This is a genomic window from Catonella sp., from assembly GCF_052173895.1.
Lineage (GTDB): Bacteria > Bacillota > Clostridia > Lachnospirales > Lachnospiraceae > Catonella.
Genome location: NZ_JBQMXS010000006.1, coordinates 25,394 through 47,320 on the forward strand (window position 1 = coordinate 25,394; position 21,927 = coordinate 47,320).

The following is a 21,927-nucleotide window of genomic DNA, read 5'->3' on the forward strand; positions in this document are numbered from 1 at the left end:
AAGATGCAGGCTGAAAAAAAGAAAATTACTTACAACAGGAGTATAAGAAATTCAATATTCATTTATTTTACTATTTCTTCGCTAGTTGCAGTATTTTTGATAGTGATATCTATATATTCAAGGCTTTCTTCTCAGCTTGCGGATACCGTAAAGCAGGAGAATATAAGCCTTATTAATCGTGTAAATGCATCTATGGAAGTTTATTTAAGAAATATAATGAAACTTTCAGATACTATTTATTATGGAATAATTAAAAATGTTAATCTTTCTGAAACATCTATTAATGAGGAAATGACTCTTTTGTACAATAACAATAAGGAACAGGTGCTAAATATTGCATTGATTTCAAAGGATGGAAAGCCGATTAGTGCAGTGCCTGCATCAAGATTTAGAAAGAATTTTGAGGTGGGGCAGGAAGAGTGGTTTATAAATGCTCTTAACAAGACGGAAAACATACATTTTACCCTTCCACATGTACAAAAACTCTTTGAAAAGGGAGACAATAGTTATAGATGGGTGGTGACTATGTCAAGAGCAGTTGAAGTCACCATGGGAGGAAGTACGGAGCAGGCGGTGCTTTTAATAGATATGGCATATCAGGGACTTGATGAGGTATTAGATGAGGTTTCACTTGGAAATGGTGGTTACATTTATCTTATGGATTCAACCGGTGAAATAATCTGGCATCCGAAATTTGAACTTATTGCCTCAGGCAGGGTTAAGGAAAATAATCTGTTTGCCACAAAATATAGTGATGGAAGTATAGAAGAAGAATTTAATAATACAGCTCGGACTGTGGTAATAAAGACGGTAGGATATACAGGATGGAAACTGGTCGGTGTTATAAAGGGAACAGGAATTTCGCTAAATACTATCAAAACCAGATTGTTTATTGTATTTGTAATTTTTCTCATTATTTTCATAGTGGTACTTATAAATTCATATATTTCGTTTAGAGTGACAGACCCAATTAGAGAACTTGAAAAGTCTGTAAAAAAGCTTGAAGAGGGCAATTTGGATGCAGACATATACATGGGAGGCTCCTATGAAATCCAACATTTGGGCAAGTCTGTACAGGACATGAAACATAGGATAAAGGGGTTGATGCAGGATATTGTAACGGAGCATGAAGAGAAGAGAAAGAGCGAATTTGATTCGTTACAGGCTCAGATTAATCCACATTTTTTATACAATACACTGGATATTATAGTTTGGCAGATAGAAAATGAGAAACAGTCAGAAGCAGTACATACTGTTACTGCCCTTGCAAGATTTTTCAGGCTTTCCCTTGGAAAGGGGAAAAATATAGTTACTGTCAAAGCTGAAATAGAGCATATAAAAAACTATCTTATGATTCAGCATATGCGTTTTAAAAATAAATTCGATTATGAATTTGAGATAGAAGAGGATGTGCTGGAGCTTTCATCTCTTAAGCTTATGCTCCAACCTTTGGTTGAAAATGCTATTTATCATGGCATGGAATTTATGGATGGGGACGGACTTATCAAGATAAAGGCTTGGCGTGAAGTTGATGAACTTTATCTGTCTGTAACTGACAACGGTCTTGGTATGACAGAGGACAAGGTAAGCTTGGTGCTTTCAGGCAAAAGTAATTCCGGTAACGGCAGAGGCTCAGGCATAGGAGTTAAGAATGTAAATGAGAGGATAAAACTTTATTTTGGTGATAAGTATGGGCTAAAAATAGACTCAGAGCCGGATGTAGGTACTACTATTATTATACATTTGCCGGCGAAGGAGTATGAGGAGGAAAATATATAGAGATAAGTTTTGGACTTGTAAGTTGGGAAAAATGTTAAAATATAAAGTTTCAGACCTATAGGTCAGAAAGTTTATTAAAATGTAAAGTTTCAGACTTGGAAGTAAGAAAAAGCTTAAACTATACTGCAATTATACTTGATTAGCCTTAATAAAACATATATAATCTGAATTAGATTTTGCAAAAAATCTGCAAAATGGAGGTGATTATATGCTATTGGAATTTAGAGCAAAGAACTATAAATCATTTAAGGATGAACTTGTATTTTCGATGATACCTGCTCCTAAACAAAAGGGACTTGATTATAGTATTTTATCTGAAAAAATTAGAAAGAAAGAATATAAGGGTTTAAGTTCTGCGGTAGTGTATGGTGCTAATGCATCTGGAAAAACTAACATCATAGGGGCTATGGATACTTTTAAAAGAATAGTGCTTAGGGGAAATATCCACAATGCTGAAAATAGTTCTCCGAATATGGCGGCATATAAACTTGAACTCATTCCTAATAACAGTGATGAGTGTGAAGAGCCTGTGAGTTTTTTTATCAAATTTATTGAAGAAGGATATATCTTTGAGTATTCATTTTCAATTTATATTGGTAAATTTCTGGATTTAAGCTCTAAGAGAAAGGTGATAAAAGAATGTCTTAAAATTAATGATGTGATTTCATTTGACAGAGAAGATAGTGTATTGAAAGTAACACCAAGTCAAGACTATATAGGTAAATTTGGAGAAAATATAAAAGATATTATTGACAATATCGTTAAGAAAAACTTGAATGATGAAGAACTTTTTTTGACAAACGGTTTTAAGAATATATTTGATTCTAAAGTGGCTAATATTATAATAAATTGGTTAAACGCAGAATTTAATGTGATTTATCGGGCTGATAATATGCAGTTTATTCCACCAAAAACAGCTAAAATAGAAGAAATATCATTTATAAATGATATTATAAATGAGGGAGCAAAGCTGTTTGGTATAAATTCGAATGGGCTTATCTATGCTTCGGATGATAATGGGAAAATAAGTCTTGGTTCTTCTTTTATGGATAATAAAGGTAAAGAGGCAATAATACCGGCAGAGATATATGAATCCTATGGAACAATTCGTTTTGCCAATATATTTCCGTTAGTAATTGTGACACTTGTAACTGGAGGGGTATTGGTTGTAGATGAATTTGATGCATCAATACATCCTATGGTATTGATGAATATTATAAATATTTTTCATAATGATGAGCTAAACAAAAAACACGCTCAGTTAATATTTAATACACACAATCCTATTTTTTTGAACTCAAATTTATTTAGGCGTGATGAAATAAAATTTGTTGAAAGAGATGATGATACTCATTGCAGCACATTATATTCTTTATCAGATTTTGGGACAGCGGGTAGAGGAGGAGTGCGTAAAAATGAGGATTATATGAAAAATTATTTTGTAGACAGATATGGAGCAATAAGAGATATTGATTTTACACCCATTATTGAGCGGTTTTTGAAAGAGGAGAAAGAGGTATAAGAATGAGGAAGGAAACGAAAAAATACTATTTTTCAGTAGAAGGAGAAACTGAAAAATGGTACTTGGACTGGCTTCAAAATACAATAAACTCTGTATATGACTCAAAATATAAGGTGAAATTAGAATCTAAAGTAGAGAAAGATCCTTGCTCTTATGCTAAAAGAATAACTATTCTTGGAGAAACAAATTTAACACATATATTTGATAAAGAAAGTGAAGAGCTTAATCATAAAAAGCAGTTTAATAACACTTTAGATAGTATGAAAAAGGCTGAAAAAATTAAAACCGGAATAAGATATAAATTAGGATACAGTAATTTTACATTTGAATTATGGATGATTTTACATAAAATAAACTGTAATGGTGTAAAAACTGACCGTAGCCAATATTTGAAGGATATTAATAAAGCATATGGTGAAAAATTTAGAGATTTAAAAGAATATAAAGAAGAAAATAATTTTAAGCGTATATTGGAGAAACTTACCATTAGTGATGTGAATGAGGCTGTAAAGAGAGCTAAGTTAATTATGGATAGAAATAAGGAAAATAATAAATTGGAGAAATATAAAGGTTATAGTTTTTATAATGAAAATCCGTCACTTTCAGTAGGGGAGGTTATAGGCAATATCTTAAAGGAGTCCCTATGAATAAAAAAACAATAATTTTCTGGCTCATATATGCAGCTATTCTTATCTTCCTATACATTTTCTCTGCCACAGACCTTATCATAAAAGAAAATGAGGCAAGGGTATATCCTATATCAGTGCTTGTAGATGGAATTTCCGGAGAAAACTATGCAAACATGAAAAAGGGAATGGATGAGGCTGCTTATGAGAATAATGTAGACATGAGATTTCCTGCTGTTGCAGAGAATATAACAATGGAAGAAAAACTTGAAATAGCTGAAGATGAGATAGAGGCCGGAGCTGTGGCAATAATTATAGGCAATAGATGGAAAGATGAGATTGCAGACAAAATAAGAATGAGACATAAAGATTTTCCAGTCTTGATATTAGGGAGTTCAAAGAAAAATGAAAGCATTTACATAGATTATGATAAGATTGTGAAAAATTTATCAGAAAATATAATAAAGGTGGAAAGTAAAGATAACAAGTTATGTATTGTTTCGGAAGACTTTTCTGATGAAGACTTTGAAAATGTCAGACGAGAATTGAAAAGACAGCTTGAACCCATTGGATATAAGTTTGAGTTTGCAGAAGGAGAAGGTCCTAAGCTTGAAAAACAGCTTAAAGCTTTTGGAAAAAGCCATGTAGCTTTTGTGTCATTAGATAAAGAAAGTACCGTAAGGGTGGTTAAATATGTAAGTGACAATAATTTTAATACTGCAATCTATGCTACAGGAGCTACTACTTATCTGTTAGGTAAGCTTGAAGAGGGAGAAATAAAGGGAATTGTGGCTTGGAATGAGTATGATATGGGGTATTTTATGATAGACAAACTTATGAGAATGTTGACGGATAAAGGCAAGATAACTAAAGATGAAATAGCAGTATTTTATATTACCACTGAAGATTTAAAAAATGAAGACTATATAAAGATGCTTTATCCAATTAATGGGTAGGGAGGCATTAAAGTAATGAAGAAAGAAATGATTTGTAGGCTGATTTTAGCTATTTTTATTATTATAGTAATTATTGGGGTGATATTATTTAATAAAAATGAAAATGAAGTAGCCGAAAAAAAGAATATAAGAATAGGTGTAAGCTTATATCGTTTTAATGATACATTTATATCAAGTATTAAGAAAGAAATGGAAACTTATGTAAAGTATTATGAAAAGGGTAATGGAATAAAACTTAACATGGAAATAGTGGATGCAGGAGGAAGTCAGTTTACCCAAAACAAGCAGGTGGATCGTTTTATCTCGCTAAACTACGATGTAATATGTATCAATCCGGTTGAGAGGGCAGATGCCTCAGTTATTATAGACAAGGCTCTTGTAGCAGGTATTCCGGTAGTTTTTTTTAATAGAGAGCCTGTAGAAGATGATATGAGGCGTTCTGATAAATTCTGCTATGTAGGGGCAGATGCAAAGGAGTCGGCTATCCTGGAGGGACAGATTTTAGTGGATGCCTATAATAAGGATAATTCACTGCTAGACCTGAATGGAGATGGTGAGGTAAGTTATATTTTGCTTGAGGGAGAGGCGAGTCATCAGGACTCTATAGTAAGGACGGAATGGCTGATAAATACCTTAAAATCAGGAGGAGTTCCTATAAAAAAGCTGGCAGGCGATATTGCCAACTGGGACAGGAGTCAGGCAGCTGCCTTAATGGAAGGCTTTGTAAAAAAATATGGAGAAGAAATAGAACTGGTTTTGTCTAATAATGATGATATGGCACTGGGAGCGATAGATATAATAAAAGGTGAAGAGAAATTAAAAAATGTAAAGATAGTTGGTGTAGATGCGACAGCTCCGGCACTGGAGGCTATAAAAAAGGGAGAACTTTTTGGAAGTGTTTCAAGCGATAAGTCGGAATATGCAAGGGCAATAATTGAATTTGCAATAGCCAAGGCTACAGATAGAGAGTTGCCGGAGGATATAAAGAATAAGTCTGTAGATGAAAAATACTATAATGTAAGCCAATATGTAGTAACTGTAGAAAGCTTATCGAAAAATATACATTAAAATTGGTTAAAAAATTAAATATTTATTAATTAAATGTATAAATATTGTAACCATGATAAATTATTGTTATAATATATGTATACAATGTAGGGCTTTAGAGATACGCTCTAAAACATTGATATTATAACAGTAAAAGGAGGATGTGTATGAGAAAAAGTTTCATTTTTAGGAGAATTTGTGTTATTGCTATGGTACTTGCAATATGTTTGGTATCTTGGCAGGGGCAGTGGTGGATTACAGCAGAGGCGGCTGATAGCGGTGCAGAGGCACTTGTAAAACCGGACGATATAACAGCTAAAGTAACATTGGATGACCAAACTCCTGCAGAAGGTAAATTTACATTTGAACTGATTGATGAAAATAATAATGTGCTTGAGGAAGTTAAAAATGATGCAAATGGAAATATAAAATTTACAAAAAAGTTTTTAGCGAAGTTAGATGGCAAATACCAAATAAAACAGAAGAAAGATGAGACTGTATCTGATATTGAATATGGAGAGGATTCAAAAGCTCTTAAAATAAAGGTTGAAGAAGAAACTGTACCGGGAGATGAAGGTAAGTTTGATAATGCAATAAAGTTTGTAGGTAATGCTGATGCACATGGTAAGATAACAGTAGACTATTGGATAAATGGAGAAACAGAAAAACATCAGACAGATGCATATTGTATAAATACAGACATTGAGTTACAAGCTAATACAAAATTTGAAGATATAAAAGATCCAACTACAGAACAGCTTGCACAGTATATAGTGAAGGATTTTTATAATGCTGAAAGTGAAGTTATTAATAAGGGTAATACTTTTGTAAGACACTCTTATGAAAAGAATACAGACAGTGTTATTGATGAAATTCAATATATGTATGGCGAGGATCCTGTAAAGGTATTGAAAAAGACATTGTATTATTTAGAAAAGATTCCTCTTAATGCTGACTATACTCCATCTGGAATACATAATGGGAATGATTATAAGCAGAATGCCGTATGGGCGGCCTGTGGCGGTACTTGGGGTACAAAACGCCAGTATGTTTATAAAAGGAATGGAGAAAATGAAGAGATAACATCTAATTCATTACCACAAAAAGCCTTTGATTATATTAAAGCTAATAATAGAGTTTCTCAAATTACAGATGAGAATATAAAAAATTATCATGTAATCATATTCGTTTCTGATGGAAATTATAGCCAGCCTGTAGCCTTTGGTTATGAAACTGTATATAACGCAGATAGAAAAGTAAAGAAAACAGTAATAGAGCCAATTGAGTTTAAGAATACAACTAAGAATAAACAAGGTGTTCCTAATATAGTTCCTATACAGAGTAATGAAATACCTGAAGAACCTAAAGAAGTTCCTCAAAAGCCTGAAGAAGTAAAGGAAGAACCTAAGGAAACTCCAAAAAAGCCTGAAGAAGTAAATGAAGAACCTAAGCAGACAGATGAGACAGTAGAGAAGGACTTTGAAGAGGAGTCAGAAGAGGAGTCAGAAGAGGACTCAGAAGGAGAAAATGTTTCTGAAACAGATCCGAGGGAAACACCTGAACCGGAAGAAGTACCGGAAGTTACAGAGCCAAATAGAGAGAACAGCATTCCACAATATCCGGTAAATGCAATGCCGGATGCTAATGATCCTAACAGTCCGGATGAGTTTATAGCTGTAAATGCTGATGGAACTCCACAGGGAAAATATATAAAGAAAACATTGCCGGATGGAAGTAAGGAGTATGTGCTTGTAGATGACGATGGAGTGCCTAGAGGTGTTGCAACTTTACCTAGAACAGGTGCAAGAGATAGTATGGCTTATTATATGGGAGGGACTGTTTTGTTAGTCCTTGCGGGTTTCGTAATAAGGAAAAAATATGATTAAAAATACTATAATGTAAGCCAATATGTAGTAACTGTAGAAAGCTTATCAAAAAATACACATTAGTATAGTGAAAAATAGCTAAAAAAATCTTATAATTACAGAAAAAAATTCTATATATTAACTTAATGATTTTTGATATACTGAACGAGTGAATGATTGAGTCAAAGGACTCGTAAAAAAAGGAGGAAGTATAATCATGAAAAAGAGAGCATTATCACTTATGTTAGTTGCTGCTACAGCAATTTCATTATCAGCTTGCGGAGGCGGTGGCTCAAAGCCTGCTTCTGACACAAAGACATCAAGTGCAGCAAAGAGCAATACAGCAGCTTCTGCTTCTAAAACATCATCAGTAGCACAGACTACAGGTGAAGTAGAGAACGCAAAAAAACCTTTAGTATGGTTCAACCGCCAGCCATCAAGCTCAGCTACAGGAGAACTTGATATGGCAGCCCTTAGTTTCAATGAGAATACATACTATGTAGGTTTTAATGCTACACAGGGTGCTGAATTACAGGGTAAGATGATTAAAGATTATATCGAGAAGAATGCAGATATGATTGATCGTAATGGAGATGGAGTTATCGGTTATGTACTTGCTATCGGTGATGTTGGTCATAACGATTCTATCGCTCGTACAAGAGGTGTTCGTAGTGCACTTGGTACAGCAGTTGAGAAAGATGGCAATATCGTAAGTGATCCTGTTGGAACAAATACAGATGGTTCAGCTACAGTTGTTAAAGATGGTGAGCTTGAAGTTGGTGGAAAGAAATTTAAGGTTCGTGAGCTTGCTTCTCAGGAAATGAAAACAGCAGCAGGTGCTACTTGGGATGCTCCTACAGCAGGTAACGCAGTTGGTACTTGGTCAGCTTCTTTCGGTGAGCAGATAGATATAGTAGCTTCTAATAACGATGGTATGGGCATGGCTATGTTCAATGCTTGGTCAAAAGAGCAGAAAGTTCCTACTTTCGGATATGATGCAAACAGCGATGCAGTTGCAGCTATCGGAGATGGATACGGCGGAACTATCAGCCAGCATGCAGATGTTCAGGCTTACTTAACACTTCGTGTACTTCGTAATGCGCTTGATGGTGTAGATGTAAATACAGGTATTTCTACTGCTGATGAGGCAGGTAATGTACTTAAAGAGGGTGAGGACTATGAGTATAATGCAGAGCAGAGATCTTACTATGCATTAAACCTTGCAGTAACAGCTGATAACTATCAGAACTTCCTTGATGCAACAGTTCCTTTTGCTCCTGTTGCAAAGCAGCTTGATGCAGCTAAGAGTCCAGAGAAGAAGGTATGGCTCAATATCTACAACTCAGCTGATAACTTCTTAGGTGCTACATATCAGCCACTTCTTCAGAAGTATGACAAGTTATTAAACCTCAATGTTGAGTATATCGCCGGTGATGGACAGACTGAGTCTAACATAACAAATAGACTTGGTAACCCTAGTGAGTACGATGCATTTGCTATCAACATGGTTAAGACAGACAATGCAGCTTCTTATACAGCTCTTCTTAAATAATTTTAAGAACAGATATAAAAGCTTTAAAGCATTAGGTGGCGGCTTATGCCGTCACCTTTTTTAACAGGAAGCATACACAAGGTATTTGAATAAGATATAGCAGGGGTATTAATTATGGAAGATAAAAACAATGAGACTATCTTATCGATACGCGGCATGAGTAAGTCTTTTGGCAGGAATAGAGTTTTACAGCATATTAATTTAGATGTAAAGCGTGGCACGGTTATGGGACTTATGGGTGAGAATGGCGCAGGCAAGTCCACTATGATGAAGTGCCTCTTCGGTACTTACCAAAAGGATGATGGAGTCATTATATTAGATGGGAAAGAAGTAAACTTTTCAGGTCCCAAAGATGCACTTGAAAATGGAATAGCAATGGTTCATCAGGAGCTCAATCAGTGTCTGGAAAGAAGTGTGGTAGACAATTTATTTTTAGGCAGATGCCCTGTAAATTCGTTAGGAATAGTAGATGAAGCAAGAATGAGAAAAGAGGCGTCAGAGCTTTTTCGCAAATTAGGTATGACTATAAACCTAACTCAGCCTATGGGTAAAATGTCAGTTTCACAGCGTCAGATGTGTGAGATTGCGAAGGCTATATCCTACAATTCAAAGGTAATTGTACTTGACGAGCCTACCTCTTCGCTGAATATTCAGGAAGTAAATAAATTATTTGAGATGATGAGGATGCTGAAAGAAAAAGGTATTTCTCTTATTTACATATCTCATAAGATGGATGAGATATTTGAAATTTGTGATGAAATTTCAGTTCTTAGAGATGGTAATTTGGTTATGACTAAGCCATCAGCCGAGACAAATATGAATGAACTTATTACAGCAATGGTAGGAAGAGTGCTTGAAAACCGTTTCCCTCCTGTAGATAATGAGCCGGGTGAGCCTGTACTTTCTATTAAGAATCTTTCTACAAAGTTTAAGCCGCAGCTTCAGGATATAAGTTTTGATGTAAGAAAAGGAGAGATATTCGGACTTTATGGACTTGTAGGAGCAGGAAGAACAGAGCTTCTTGAAACTATTTTCGGTGTGAGAACCAGAGCTTCAGGTAGAGTTTATTTTAAGAATAAGCTGATGAACTTTGATAGTGCTATAGAAGCTATGGAAAGTGGTTTTGCTATGATTACTGAGGAAAGAAAGGCAAACGGACTGTTCTTAAAGGGAGATTTAACCTTTAATACAACCATAGCTAACCTTCACCAGTATATGTCAGGTGCCATCCTTTCAGACCAGAAGATGGTTAAGGCAACTGCTAAGGAAATTAAGATAATGCGCACTAAGTGTATGGGTCCATCGGACCTTATTTCCAGCCTTTCAGGAGGAAACCAGCAGAAGGTTATTTTTGGAAAATGGCTTGAACGTCAGCCACAAGTATTTATGATGGATGAGCCTACCAGAGGTATTGATGTTGGAGCAAAATATGAAATCTATGAGCTAATAATAAAGATGGCTAAAGAAGGAAAGACTGTAATAGTTGTATCTTCTGAAATGCCTGAAATCTTAGGTATTACTAACCGTATCGGAGTTATGAGTAATGGTAGACTTTCGGGTATAGTAAATACTAAAGAGACTGATCAGGAAGAGCTGCTTAGATTGAGTGCAAAATACCTATAAATGAGGGAGATTAAGGTTATGAGTAAAATATTAACAGTGGAAGAAGAGAATAAGCTGTGTAAGCCTATAGATGATTTCGTAGGTAAGATTCAGGAAAAAATCGATGCACTGAGAGCCGATGGAACTGATAAGGTTATATCTCTCCAGAGCTTGATAGAAAGTGTAAAAAGAGATAAGACCCTTTCAGCAGATGAGAGAAATAAAGAGATTTCAGAGCTTCAGGCAGAGCTTAAAAAGGCTGAGTCAGTCGAAAATGCAAATAAAGACCAGATTGCAAAATATATAAGTGAAGCAGAGGCTTATATAGATGCACATTTTGACAAAGAATACTACAAGCCTTTAGTTGCAAGCTGTGAAGAGGCTAAAAAAGAGGCAAAGGCTGAGTATCAGTCAAAACTTGGTAAATTAGCCGCAGAGCATAAGGAAAATCTATCAAAGCTTTCAGACCATCAGGAAATAAAAGATGAGAACTATGTATATAAAAATCGTCTTTTTGATGCAAAACTTGAGTATGAAAAGCATATTCAGGACATAAAGGATAGAAAGATGGAGGCATTCAGCCATAAGTACCATCTTATTGATTTACTTAGAATGTCTAAGTTTACCTTTATGCAGAATCATAAGATTAAGGTAGAGAATTATAAGTACAGTTTCAGTATTAAGAAATATCTTTTGCAGAACGGTCTGTACATCGCAATTATCCTGATATTCATAGGACTTAGTATAATTACGCCTGTGTTAAAGGGACCACAGACACACCTGCTTACTTATAACAATGTACTTAACATTTTACAGCAGGCATCTCCTAAGATGTATCTTGCTCTTGGAGTTGCAGGTCTTATCCTCCTTACCGGTACCGACCTTTCTATCGGTCGTATGATAGGTATGGGTATGACGGTGGCGACTATAATCATGCATCAGGGTGCAAATACAGGTCAGGTATTTGGCCATGCATTCGATTTTACGGGACTTCCTGTTGGAGTGAGAGTTGTACTTGCTTTAGTTGTTTGTATAATACTTTGTACTTTCTTTACGGCAATAGCAGGTTTCTTTACGGCTAAGTTTAAAATGCATCCGTTCATTTCAACAATGGCGAATATGCTTGTTATCTTCGGTTTAGCTACTTACGCTACAAAGGGTGTGTCCTTTGGTGCTATTGAGTCAAATATTCCGGATATGATTATACCTAAGTTAAACGGTTTTCCAACTATTATTCTTTGGGCAGTTGCAGCTATAGCTGTAGTTTGGTTTATTTGGAACAAGACTCCTTTTGGAAAGAATCTTTATGCTGTAGGTGGTAACCCTGAGGCAGCATCTGCATCCGGTATTTCGGTATTTGCAGTTACCCTCGGAGCATTTATCCTTGCAGGTATCCTTTATGGTTTCGGTGCTTGGCTTGAGTGTGCGAGAATGGTTGGTTCAGGCTCAGCAGCTTATGGACAGGGCTGGGAGATGGATGCTATTGCAGCCTGCGTAGTTGGTGGTATTTCCTTTACCGGTGGTATCGGTAAGATTTCAGGTGTAGTTGTGGGTGTACTTATCTTTACAGCACTTACCTACTCACTCACCATTCTTGGTATAGATACTAACTTACAGTTCGTATTTGAAGGTATCATCATACTTGTAGCTGTAACTCTTGACTGCTTAAAGTATGTACAGAAGAAGTAAATAAAAGATATTAGTTTAGCCTCCGATGTTTGGTCGGAGGCTTTAGTATTTTTGATATGTGTAGTCACATGAAAGGAGTAAAAGCACAACTTAAAAAAACATAAATTTTATAAAAATCTGTTAATATATATTGAAATTTCTAAACAATCCTATTAATATAACTAATATATAGAACAATTTATAGTTTATATATTTAATTAGGAAAGGGAATTGATTAGAGATGGAAAAATATGCGATATATGCGATAGTAATAGCAGTATTTGTAATAAGGTTGGCATTTTTGAAAATATCGAAGAAAAATGAGAAAAATATTCTTGAAAATGGTGGCAGTGAATATGGAGTAAAGAACAGTAAGAGAATTACTATTTTGCATATAATTTTTTATTTTGGAAGTCTTATTGAGGCGATTATTAGTCAAACAACTTTTGATAAGATAAGCTTTGTTGGATTATGTCTTTTAACTTTTTCAATGATAATGCTCTATACTGTTGTCAAGCTTTTGGATGGTATATGGACGGTGAAACTAATGGTTGCAAAGAATCACAAATTCAAAGATCATTGGCTTTTTAGAACAGTGAAACATCCTAATTATTTTCTCAATATAGTACCTGAACTTGTGGGAATCGCCCTGATTTGTCACAGTAAAATAGTTAGCATTGTGGTGTTGCCTCTTTATGCAATAGTGCTTTACATAAGGATAAAAGAAGAAAATATGGTATTAGAAACTATAATAAGACCTAATGGAAGTTATAAATAAAGAATTAAGTATAAGTATTTGATTTTTGAAAAGTGTAGTATTAATGTTTGATAAAATTGAAAATATGTAATAAAGTTTTGCACCTGTCGCCACAGGTGCTTTTTACATCTAGATTATTCACTTAAATTATGGTATTATTATAAGTTAGTAGTGAAACTGGAAATATTTGTACAACTATAGATTAACCTTGGAGGACGACATGGGGAGAGTAATTGCAGTAGCAAACCAAAAAGGTGGTGTGGGCAAGACAACCACAGTGATTAACCTGTCAGCCTGCCTTGCAGAAAAAGGTAAGAAGGTTCTGGTAATAGACATAGACCCACAGGGAAATACCTCAAGCGGGCTTGGAGTGGATAAAAATAATGCGGAAAATACGGTCTATGAGCTTTTGCTTGGAGAATGTGAGCTTAAGGATTGTATTATAGAAAATGTTTATGAAGGACTCTCGGTTATTCCTGCAAATGTAAATCTTGCAGGTGCAGAGATAGAACTGATAGGAATACCTGACCAGCATTATATTCTTAAGAAATATATTGAAACAGTGAGAGCAGAGTATGACTTTATTATTATAGACTGTCCGCCCTCATTAAATACACTTACAGTCAATGCTATGTCTGCAGCAGACTCGGTGCTTGTACCTATTCAGTGCGAATATTATGCTCTTGAGGGACTTAGCCAGCTTATACATACGATAGAACTTGTAAAAGCAAGAATGAATGACAGGCTTTATATAGAAGGAGTTGTATTTACTATGTATGATGCAAGAACCAACCTTTCACTTCAAGTAGTAGAAAATGTAAAGGATACACTTAAGCAGAATATATACAAGACAATAATTCCTAGAAATGTAAGGCTTGCAGAGTCGCCAAGCCATGGTGTGCCGATTAACATATATGATTCTAAGTCGGCAGGTGCAGAGGGCTATAGAGCCTTAGCAGAAGAAGTAATAGACAGTGGTGAAGACAGGTATTAGCTATAAGGAAAGAGGAAGGTTATGGCAATAAAAAAAGGTTTGGGAAAAGGTCTTGATTCAATGATTCCCGAAAACAAGACAAAGACAGAGATAAAAAGTGCCACAGATAATCCATTTGTGGAAATCCCTGTTGTAGATATTGACCCTAATTTAGGACAGCCAAGGAAGAGCTTTGATGAGGACGGTTTACTTGAACTGTCGGAGTCAATTAAGATGCATGGAGTTATTCAGCCACTGATACTCACTAAACGAGGTAAGAGGTATGAAATTATAGCAGGAGAGAGACGGTGGAGAGCATCAAAACTTGCAGGAATAAAAAAAGTTCCTGCTATAATAAGAGAATATACAGATAGAGAAATAATGGAAGTTTCCCTTATTGAAAATATTCAAAGGCAAGACTTAAATCCTATAGAAGAGGCAGAGGCTTTTAAAAATTTAATAGATGAATACAAAATGAAACAGGATGACCTTGCAGAGAGAGTTTCAAAAAGTCGTTCAGCTATAACCAATGCGTTAAGACTTCTCAAACTTGACGATAAAGTTAAGGCCATGCTTGCGGAAGGAATGATAACTACAGGTCATGCGAGAGCATTGCTTACATTAGAGGATAAGTCTAAACAGCATATGCTGGCGGTAAAGATTTTCGATGAAAAATTAAGTGTAAGAGAAATAGAAAAACTTGTACGGCAGATAATGGAAGAAACAAAGCCTAAAAAAGAAGATAAGTCTTCTGAGAAATTAATCTATAAACAGCTTGAAGACAGCCTTAAAGGTATATTGGGCAGTAAGGTAAGCATAAAAGGCAGGCAGGATGGTAAGGGAAAGATAGAAATAGACTATTATTCTGTAGATGAACTTGACAGAATAACTGAACTGCTTGCTACTATAAAGAAGTAAGCTGATGAGAGGTAAATAAGATGAATTTATTTGGATATGACTTTCAGGCAGAATATATAATCTGCGGTTTGGCAGGCGTTATTTTATTTTTGTTTATTTTTGATATAATTCAGTTTGTAAAAATTTCTAATCTCAAAAAAAGGATAGCGGCTTTAACGGAAGGAAGTGAGGGTAGCTTAGAGGATAAGATAGCTGAGAAATTTGCACAGGTTACCGAACTTAGGGAAGTACAGGCTAGAAATACTAATGATATAGATAAAATTTTTAGAAAGCTAAAAAATGCTTATCAGAAGGCAGCTGTTCATAGATATGATTCTTTGGCAGACATGGGAGGACAGTTAAGTTCTGTTATAGTTCTTTTAGATGAAAGAAATGACGGATTTCTTATAAATTCGGTACATAGTACAACAGCAGGAACATATACATATGTTAAAAAAATAACGAATGGTCTGGCGGATGTAGAACTGGCGGAAGAAGAAACCTTGGCTCTTGCAGAGGCTACGGAAAAGAAGATTTAGGAGAAAAATATGCAACCATTATTTTTAAAATCGGTATTTAAGGAAATGATATGGGGCGGAACTGCCTTAAGAGATGAGTTTAACTATGATATTCCAAGCAATAAGACAGGAGAATGTTGGGCTATAAGTGCTCATAAAAATGGAGACTGCATAGTAGAAACTAGGGAAGGCTCGGAATATTCAGGTAAAACCCTTAGTAAACTTTGGTCAAATGACAAGGAACTTTGGGGAAAGGCAGGAGAGGCAGCAGTATTTCCTCTTTTAACCAAGCTGATTTCAGCAGAAACAGACCTCTCAATTCAGGTTCACCCTAACGATGAGTATGCGAAGGCAAATGAAAACGGCTCTCTTGGCAAGACTGAGTGTTGGTATATAGTTGATGCAAAGGAAGATGCTACAATAGTTATAGGGCATAATGCAAAGGATAAGGCAGAACTTAATAAGTACATTGAGAGCAAGGATTTTTTGGGGTTGATAAGGGAAATACCCGTAAAAAAAGGTGATTTTTTCTTTATTGAACCGGGAACTGTTCATGCTATAAAGGGTGGTACAATCATACTTGAAACACAGCAGAACAGCGACATTACTTACAGGCTTTATGATTATGACAGACTTCAGGATGGCAAGCCTAGAGAACTTCATATTGATAAATGTTTGGATGTAATAGATTGCCCATTTGAAGTTAAAGAGCCTGAACATAGGAAAGTTATTGAGTTTGAGGATGGCTCATTAGTAAGAAACATGGTTATATGTTCGCTATTTGAGGTGGATTATGTAAAAATCGAAAGTAAAGTGAGATTATCGCAGAATACAGATTTTACTTTGGTAAGTGTGCTTGAAGGAAGTGGAAAGCTTAAGAGTAGGGATAACTCCGAATGGGAAATAAAAAAGGGAGAACATTTCATTCTCCCATATGGTTTTGGTGATTATGAACTGACAGGCAGTCTTGAGCTTATTGTTTCAGGAAGTCACTAAAATTAAGCAAAAAGTTTTTCAAGAATAGGAGTAAGAAGAGCTATCCCCTCTTTGTCGGCCTCGCAAAAACGCCCAAGACTTGGGCTGTCTATATCAAGTACGGCAACAACCTTGCCTGATGTATCATGGATAGGCAGGACAAGTTCGGAATTTGAGGCAGAGTCGCAGGCAATATGTCCGGCAAATTCATGCACATTTTTAACAAGCTGTATACTGTCGGTAGATACCGCAGTACCGCACACCCCCTGTCCTATAGGGATGGTTACACAGGCAGGCTTGCCTTGAAAAGGGCCAAGTATCAGAATATCGCCCTTAACAAGGTAAAAGCCTACCCAGTTAATATCTGTAAGTTCCATGTTTAAAAGAGCGGATACATTTGAAAGATTAGCAATGAGGTTATTGACATCGGAGGTGAGAGCCTCTATTTCTTTTGAAATAAGTGAATAATTTGTCATATTTTCTCCTTTTACATTAAGATAAAAACATTTTTAGGATAGCATAAATATTTTAGGCAGACAAGCAGGAGTTGCTCGGTATTTTTAGATAATAAAAATGTAAGAAAACCTTAAAGTTAGTTTACTTGTAATTGAGGAGAAATATAGTATAAAATATAGAGTATGTTTTAATTAGGTAGTGAAAGAAGGTTTACAATGAATAAAGAAGATGAGTTTATGAAGGAAGTACGCAATTCGCTTGCAAAACAGGTAGGAGAAGAAATGGGAAAAAATACAAAGGAGCAGGAACACAGACAGAGGCAATCAGGAAAAAAAAGAAAAAAGAAGAAAGGTATGAATATCTTCTTAAAAATATTAATATTTTTGATGGTGGTGTTGCTGGCAGGAGGTGCATTTCTCACACTTACAAAACCGGGTAGGAAGATAATGACAGGACTTGCGGTTAAGTATGCTTACTGGAGAATGGGAAAAACAGACGAAAAGCCTAAGAAACCTGATAAAGAGGTGTCAGGCTCTGTTATAGATACAGAGGAAGAGAAAGAACAGGGGCTTAAGGTTGGTGAGATTACAGATAATATAGATATTTCTAAAATGTCCGACACATTTAAGAATGCTCTTCATCAGGACGGAGTCTACAATATCCTCCTTCTTGGAGTAGAAGCCATAGGAAGCAATGGAGTGGCATCCGGCCGTACAGATTCAATTATGATAGCTACAATAAACACAAAGCAAAAGACTCTTGGGCTTACTTCTATAATGAGAGACAGCTATGTGGACATACCGGGGTACTATAAGACAAAGATAAATGCCGCTTTTGGAAAGGGTGGAATCAATACTGTTTATGAGACCATAGCTGAAACCTATGGAATAAGGCTTGACGGTTCTGCGATAGTAAGTTTTGAAACTTTTCAAAAGGTGATAGACGACCTTGGTGGAGTTGATATAGAGATTACTGCCGGTGAGGCACAGTACTTAAATACGAGGAACTATATATCGAAAAGGTCAAATCGTACCTTAAAACCGGGCGTAAACCATATGAATGGAAATCAGGCTCTCGGATATGCAAGAGTGAGGTACAGAGCTACTTTAGATGGATCAAACAATGATGAAGGAAGGACTTCGAGGCATAGGAGAGTTATGTCTGCCATATTTAAGAAAGTAAAGAAAAGTAATCCTATAACTTTGGTAAACATACTCGATACAATATTTTCTCAGATACAGACCGATATAAAGAAGGATAATGCAAGTTCTTATCTTGCAGAAGTATTGGAGCTTAGCATAGACGGAGTGCCGCTTGACACTTTCAGAATACCTATAGACGGCACATACCGAGAAAAAAGGCCAAATCGCATGTCTGTTGTAGACTTCGACTTGGCTCCAAACAGAGAAGCTCTTGCTAATTTTATCTTTAGCAGCCATAAGGAACCTGCCTCAGGTTCGGCTATAAAAGGTGAAAGCGCTACAAAGAATAAGTAGAAGTTGATTTTAACCGATATGGGCTGAGCCTGTGTCGGTTTTAATAAATATAGGAAAGGAGGAGCTATGGTAAATTTTTTAATGCTGGTTTCAATAGTTATTTTTGCCTGTGTAATGCTTAATAAGGTATCGGCAAAACTGGGTATGCCCATGCTCCTTGCCTTTATTTTTCTGGGAATGCTCTTTGGCTCGGACGGACTCTTCAGGATTGATTTTGAAAACTATGCATTTGCAGAGAACATATGTTCAATAGCTCTTATATTTATTATATTTTATGGAGGTTTTGGTACAGACTGGGAACAGGCAAGACCGGTAGCTATCAAGGCAGGACTTTTATCCACGCTTGGAGTAGTGCTTACGGCTTTTATAACAGGTGTTTTTTGCCATTATGTGTTTGACATGAGCTGGATAGCAGGACTTGCAATAGGTTCGATAATAGGTTCGACAGATGCAGCATCCGTATTCTCCATACTTCGTTCAAGAAAACTGAATTTAAAATATAATACAGCGTCAATGCTTGAATTAGAGAGTGGAAGTAACGATCCGATAGCCTATATGCTCACTATCTTATTTATACAGATGCTAAAAGATGAAGGAGATAGTGAAAATCCAATTCTCATGGTACTTAGTCAGTTAGGTTTTGGTGTGATAGTAGGAATTGTGATTGCCCTTGTAGCAATATGGTTTTTGCATAATATTCTTGTAGAGGCAGATGGATTTGATACAATCTTTGTATTTGGAGTAGCCGTAGTGTCTTATGCAGGGGCAGGTTTCATTGGAGGTAATGGCTATTTGAGCGCCTATATTACAGGAATTATAATGGGAAATAGCCGTATTAGGGATAAGAAGAATTTGGTGCATTTCTTCGATGGAACTACAAGTCTTATGCAGATGGTAATTTTCTTCCTTTTGGGACTTTTGTCAAGTCCGTCAAAATTGCCGGGAGTGGCAATACCTGCTGTACTGATATTCTTGTTTATGACCTTGGTGTCAAGACCGGCAGCAGTATTTACTATACTTGCACCTTTTAAGAGCAGTATAAAACAGATTATGTTGGTATCTTTTGCAGGACTTAGAGGAGCTGCATCCATAGTTTTTGCCATTATGGCTGTGCAGGGAGCAGATCTTGATGAGAATCTTTTCCACATAACTTTTTTCATAGTTCTTTTATCAATTTTGTTTCAGGGAGCATCTTTACCGAAAGTTGCTAAATCACTTGATATGATAGATAGTGGTGGGGATGTTATGAAGACGTTTACCGACTATACAGAAGAAGTACCGGTACAGTTTATACAGTTCACAATTCCTGAAGGACATTCTTGGGCAGGAAAGACTCTTATGGAGATTACTACTCCTCCGGAAACAATAATGGTTTCGGTACAAAACGAAAAGGGTACTAGAGTTCCGAATGGACAGACAATTTTGAATGTGGGTGATAAGGTAGTACTTTCTGCTGCTACCCCTGAGCAGATGACAGGCACAATGCTCAGCGAAATATATATAAATAACAAGAGTAGTTATATAGGAAAGGCTATTTCCGAAATACCGACAGATGATGATACATTAATAATTCTCATAAAAAGAGGAGACGACATCATAATTCCTAATGGGAATATAGTATTAAATGAGGGAGATATGCTTGTAATGAACAGTTTGGTAAGGTAGGCTAATTACTTTAAAATTAAAATCAACTATATATAAAAGGAAGGAAAGAGCTATGTTCAAGACAGGGTTTGATAATGACAAGTATCTGAAAATGCAGTCAGAAAAAATAATGGAGAGAATAGCAGGCTTTGGCGGCAAACTATATATGGAATTTGGCGGAAAGCTCTTTGATGATTACCATGCATCAAGGGTACTGCCCGGATTTAAGCCGGATAGTAAGATAAGGATGCTTGCAAAGATAAGGGAAGATGTGGAAGTTGTTGTAGTTATCAATTCTGCGGACATAGAAAAAAATAAGGTTAGAGGAGACCTTGGAATAACCTATGACCTAGATGTGCTTAGGCTGATTGATGCTTTTAGGAGTTATGGACTTTATGTAGGGAGTGTAGTGCTTACAAGGTTTGAAGGCCAGGAAAGTGCAATTCAGTACCAGAAGAAATTGGAGGCTCTGGGAATTAAGGTTTATAGACATTATCCTATAGCAGGCTATCCAAATGACATACCTGCAATTATAAGTGATGAAGGTTATGGTAAAAATGATTACATAGAAACCAAACATTCCCTAGTAGTTGTAACAGCACCGGGGCCGGGTAGTGGAAAGATGGCGGTATGTCTTTCGCAGCTTTATCATGACCATAAACATGGTATAAAGGCAGGTTATGCTAAGTTTGAAACCTTTCCTATATGGAATATACCGCTCTCACATCCGGTGAATCTTGCGTATGAGGCGGCCACAGCAGACCTTAACGATGTAAATATGATAGATCCTTATCACTTAGAGGCTTATGGGCTTACTACTGTAAATTATAATAGGGATGTGGCTATTTTTCCTGTATTAAATGCAATGTTTGAAAAGATATATGGATCATCTCCATACAAATCCCCTACAGATATGGGAGTAAATATGGTGGGAAACTGTATCTTTGATGATGAAGTTATAAGGGATGCTGCAAAACAGGAGATAATTAGGCGGTATTTTAAGGAGAGATGTGAGTTAAGAAAGGGTAACAGCAGGGCAGAGGTTGTAGAAAAGCTAGAACTGCTCATGAAAAAAGCAGGTACAGGAGTGCAGGACAGAAAGACAGTGGCAGCAGCAAATACTAAGTCTGAAGTTACCGGAGAACCGGCAAGTGCGATAGAGCTTGAAGACGGCAGTATAATTACCGGCAAGACTTCAGAGCTGATGGGGGCTACCTCAGCTATGCTCCTTAATGCCTTAAAAAAGCTTGCAGGTCTTTCGGATAGTTTGAGGCTTATTTCGCCAAGTGTAATTGAGCCGATTCAACAGCTTAAGATTAATCATCTTGGAAATCATAACCCCAATTTACATATAGCAGAGATGCTGATTGCTCTTACTATATGTGCAGGTACAGATGAAAATGCCGCAAAGGTAGTGGAGATGCTTGACAGATTAAAGGGATGTGAGGCTCATTCTTCAGTTATTCTTTCGAGGGAAGACCAGCGTACTTTAGCAAAACTCGGCATAAATATGACCTGTGAGCCTAAGTATCAGACAAAAAAATTATTTCATAATTAAATTTAACTTGTAATATCTTTGACATAAGTGTATGCT

General features: G+C 36.1%; 18 protein-coding genes. 17 read left to right on the forward strand and 1 reads right to left on the reverse strand.

Annotation, left to right across the window (positions count from 1 at the left end):
* Positions 1 to 3: 3 nt before the first annotated feature.
* From ACTTG8_RS02430 to manA, 14 genes are all read left to right on the forward strand, one after another.
* Positions 4 to 1,779, forward strand: coding sequence for a histidine kinase (locus ACTTG8_RS02430; protein WP_442560532.1), 1,776 nt, complete (start codon positions 4 to 6; stop codon positions 1,777 to 1,779).
* Between the two features lie 208 nt (positions 1,780 to 1,987).
* A complete protein-coding gene (locus tag ACTTG8_RS02435; protein ID WP_442560533.1) occupies positions 1,988 to 3,301 on the forward strand; it encodes an AAA family ATPase in 1,314 nt (437 codons plus the stop codon).
* A 2-nt stretch (positions 3,302 to 3,303) separates the two neighbouring features.
* On the forward strand, positions 3,304 to 3,948 hold the full coding sequence (locus tag ACTTG8_RS02440; protein ID WP_442560534.1) for an RloB domain-containing protein: 645 nt from the start codon (positions 3,304 to 3,306) through the stop codon (positions 3,946 to 3,948).
* Entirely contained in the window at positions 3,945 to 4,883 is a 939-nt protein-coding gene (locus ACTTG8_RS02445) for a hypothetical protein (protein ID WP_442560535.1), read from the forward strand. The genes ACTTG8_RS02440 and ACTTG8_RS02445 overlap by 4 nt, the downstream gene beginning before the upstream one ends.
* Positions 4,884 to 4,898: 15 nt before the next feature.
* On the forward strand, positions 4,899 to 5,951 hold the full coding sequence (locus ACTTG8_RS02450) for a galactose ABC transporter substrate-binding protein (RefSeq protein WP_442560536.1): 1,053 nt from the start codon (positions 4,899 to 4,901) through the stop codon (positions 5,949 to 5,951).
* A gap of 146 nt (positions 5,952 to 6,097) precedes the next feature.
* On the forward strand, positions 6,098 to 7,816 hold the full coding sequence (locus tag ACTTG8_RS02455; protein ID WP_442560537.1) for an LPXTG cell wall anchor domain-containing protein: 1,719 nt from the start codon (positions 6,098 to 6,100) through the stop codon (positions 7,814 to 7,816).
* 196 nt (positions 7,817 to 8,012) lie between these two features.
* A complete protein-coding gene (locus ACTTG8_RS02460) occupies positions 8,013 to 9,347 on the forward strand; it encodes a substrate-binding domain-containing protein (RefSeq protein WP_442560538.1) in 1,335 nt (444 codons plus the stop codon).
* 114 nt (positions 9,348 to 9,461) lie between these two features.
* The gene (locus ACTTG8_RS02465; protein WP_442553298.1) at positions 9,462 to 10,970 is read left to right on the forward strand and encodes a sugar ABC transporter ATP-binding protein; all 1,509 of its coding nucleotides are present in this window, start codon (positions 9,462 to 9,464) and stop codon (positions 10,968 to 10,970) included.
* On the forward strand, positions 10,971 to 12,638 hold the full coding sequence (locus ACTTG8_RS02470; RefSeq protein ID WP_442560539.1) for an ABC transporter permease subunit: 1,668 nt from the start codon (positions 10,971 to 10,973) through the stop codon (positions 12,636 to 12,638).
* A 220-nt stretch (positions 12,639 to 12,858) separates the two neighbouring features.
* Complete coding sequence (locus tag ACTTG8_RS02475) at positions 12,859 to 13,395, forward strand: isoprenylcysteine carboxyl methyltransferase family protein (RefSeq protein WP_442560540.1); 537 nt, start codon at positions 12,859 to 12,861, stop codon at positions 13,393 to 13,395.
* 199 nt (positions 13,396 to 13,594) lie between these two features.
* Complete coding sequence (locus ACTTG8_RS02480) at positions 13,595 to 14,368, forward strand: ParA family protein (protein WP_442560541.1); 774 nt, start codon at positions 13,595 to 13,597, stop codon at positions 14,366 to 14,368.
* A 21-nt stretch (positions 14,369 to 14,389) separates the two neighbouring features.
* Positions 14,390 to 15,265 carry a ParB/RepB/Spo0J family partition protein gene (locus ACTTG8_RS02485; RefSeq protein ID WP_442560542.1) on the forward strand — a complete coding sequence of 292 codons (876 nt, stop codon included), beginning with the start codon at positions 14,390 to 14,392 and terminating at the stop codon, positions 15,263 to 15,265.
* 20 nt (positions 15,266 to 15,285) lie between these two features.
* The gene (locus ACTTG8_RS02490; RefSeq protein ID WP_442560543.1) at positions 15,286 to 15,783 is read left to right on the forward strand and encodes a DUF4446 family protein; all 498 of its coding nucleotides are present in this window, start codon (positions 15,286 to 15,288) and stop codon (positions 15,781 to 15,783) included.
* Between the two features lie 9 nt (positions 15,784 to 15,792).
* Positions 15,793 to 16,758: a mannose-6-phosphate isomerase, class I gene (gene manA, locus ACTTG8_RS02495; RefSeq protein WP_442560544.1), complete on the forward strand. Its 966-nt coding sequence runs from the start codon at positions 15,793 to 15,795 to the stop codon at positions 16,756 to 16,758.
* Between the two features lie 2 nt (positions 16,759 to 16,760).
* On the opposite strand, the gene ACTTG8_RS02500 is transcribed toward manA, so the two are convergent.
* The gene (locus tag ACTTG8_RS02500; protein ID WP_442560545.1) at positions 16,761 to 17,213 is read right to left on the reverse strand and encodes a GAF domain-containing protein; all 453 of its coding nucleotides are present in this window, start codon (positions 17,211 to 17,213) and stop codon (positions 16,761 to 16,763) included.
* Positions 17,214 to 17,408: 195 nt separating this feature from the next.
* Between ACTTG8_RS02500 and ACTTG8_RS02505 the strand changes: the two genes are divergently transcribed.
* The 3 genes from ACTTG8_RS02505 (at position 17,409) to ACTTG8_RS02515 (ending at position 21,891) form a co-directional block, all read left to right on the forward strand.
* The gene (locus tag ACTTG8_RS02505) at positions 17,409 to 18,689 is read left to right on the forward strand and encodes an LCP family protein (RefSeq protein WP_442560546.1); all 1,281 of its coding nucleotides are present in this window, start codon (positions 17,409 to 17,411) and stop codon (positions 18,687 to 18,689) included.
* Positions 18,690 to 18,755: 66 nt separating this feature from the next.
* Positions 18,756 to 20,354, forward strand: coding sequence for a potassium/proton antiporter (locus tag ACTTG8_RS02510; RefSeq protein WP_442560547.1), 1,599 nt, complete (start codon positions 18,756 to 18,758; stop codon positions 20,352 to 20,354).
* A 52-nt stretch (positions 20,355 to 20,406) separates the two neighbouring features.
* A complete protein-coding gene (locus ACTTG8_RS02515; protein WP_442560548.1) occupies positions 20,407 to 21,891 on the forward strand; it encodes a DUF1846 domain-containing protein in 1,485 nt (494 codons plus the stop codon).
* Positions 21,892 to 21,927 lie beyond the last annotated feature (36 nt).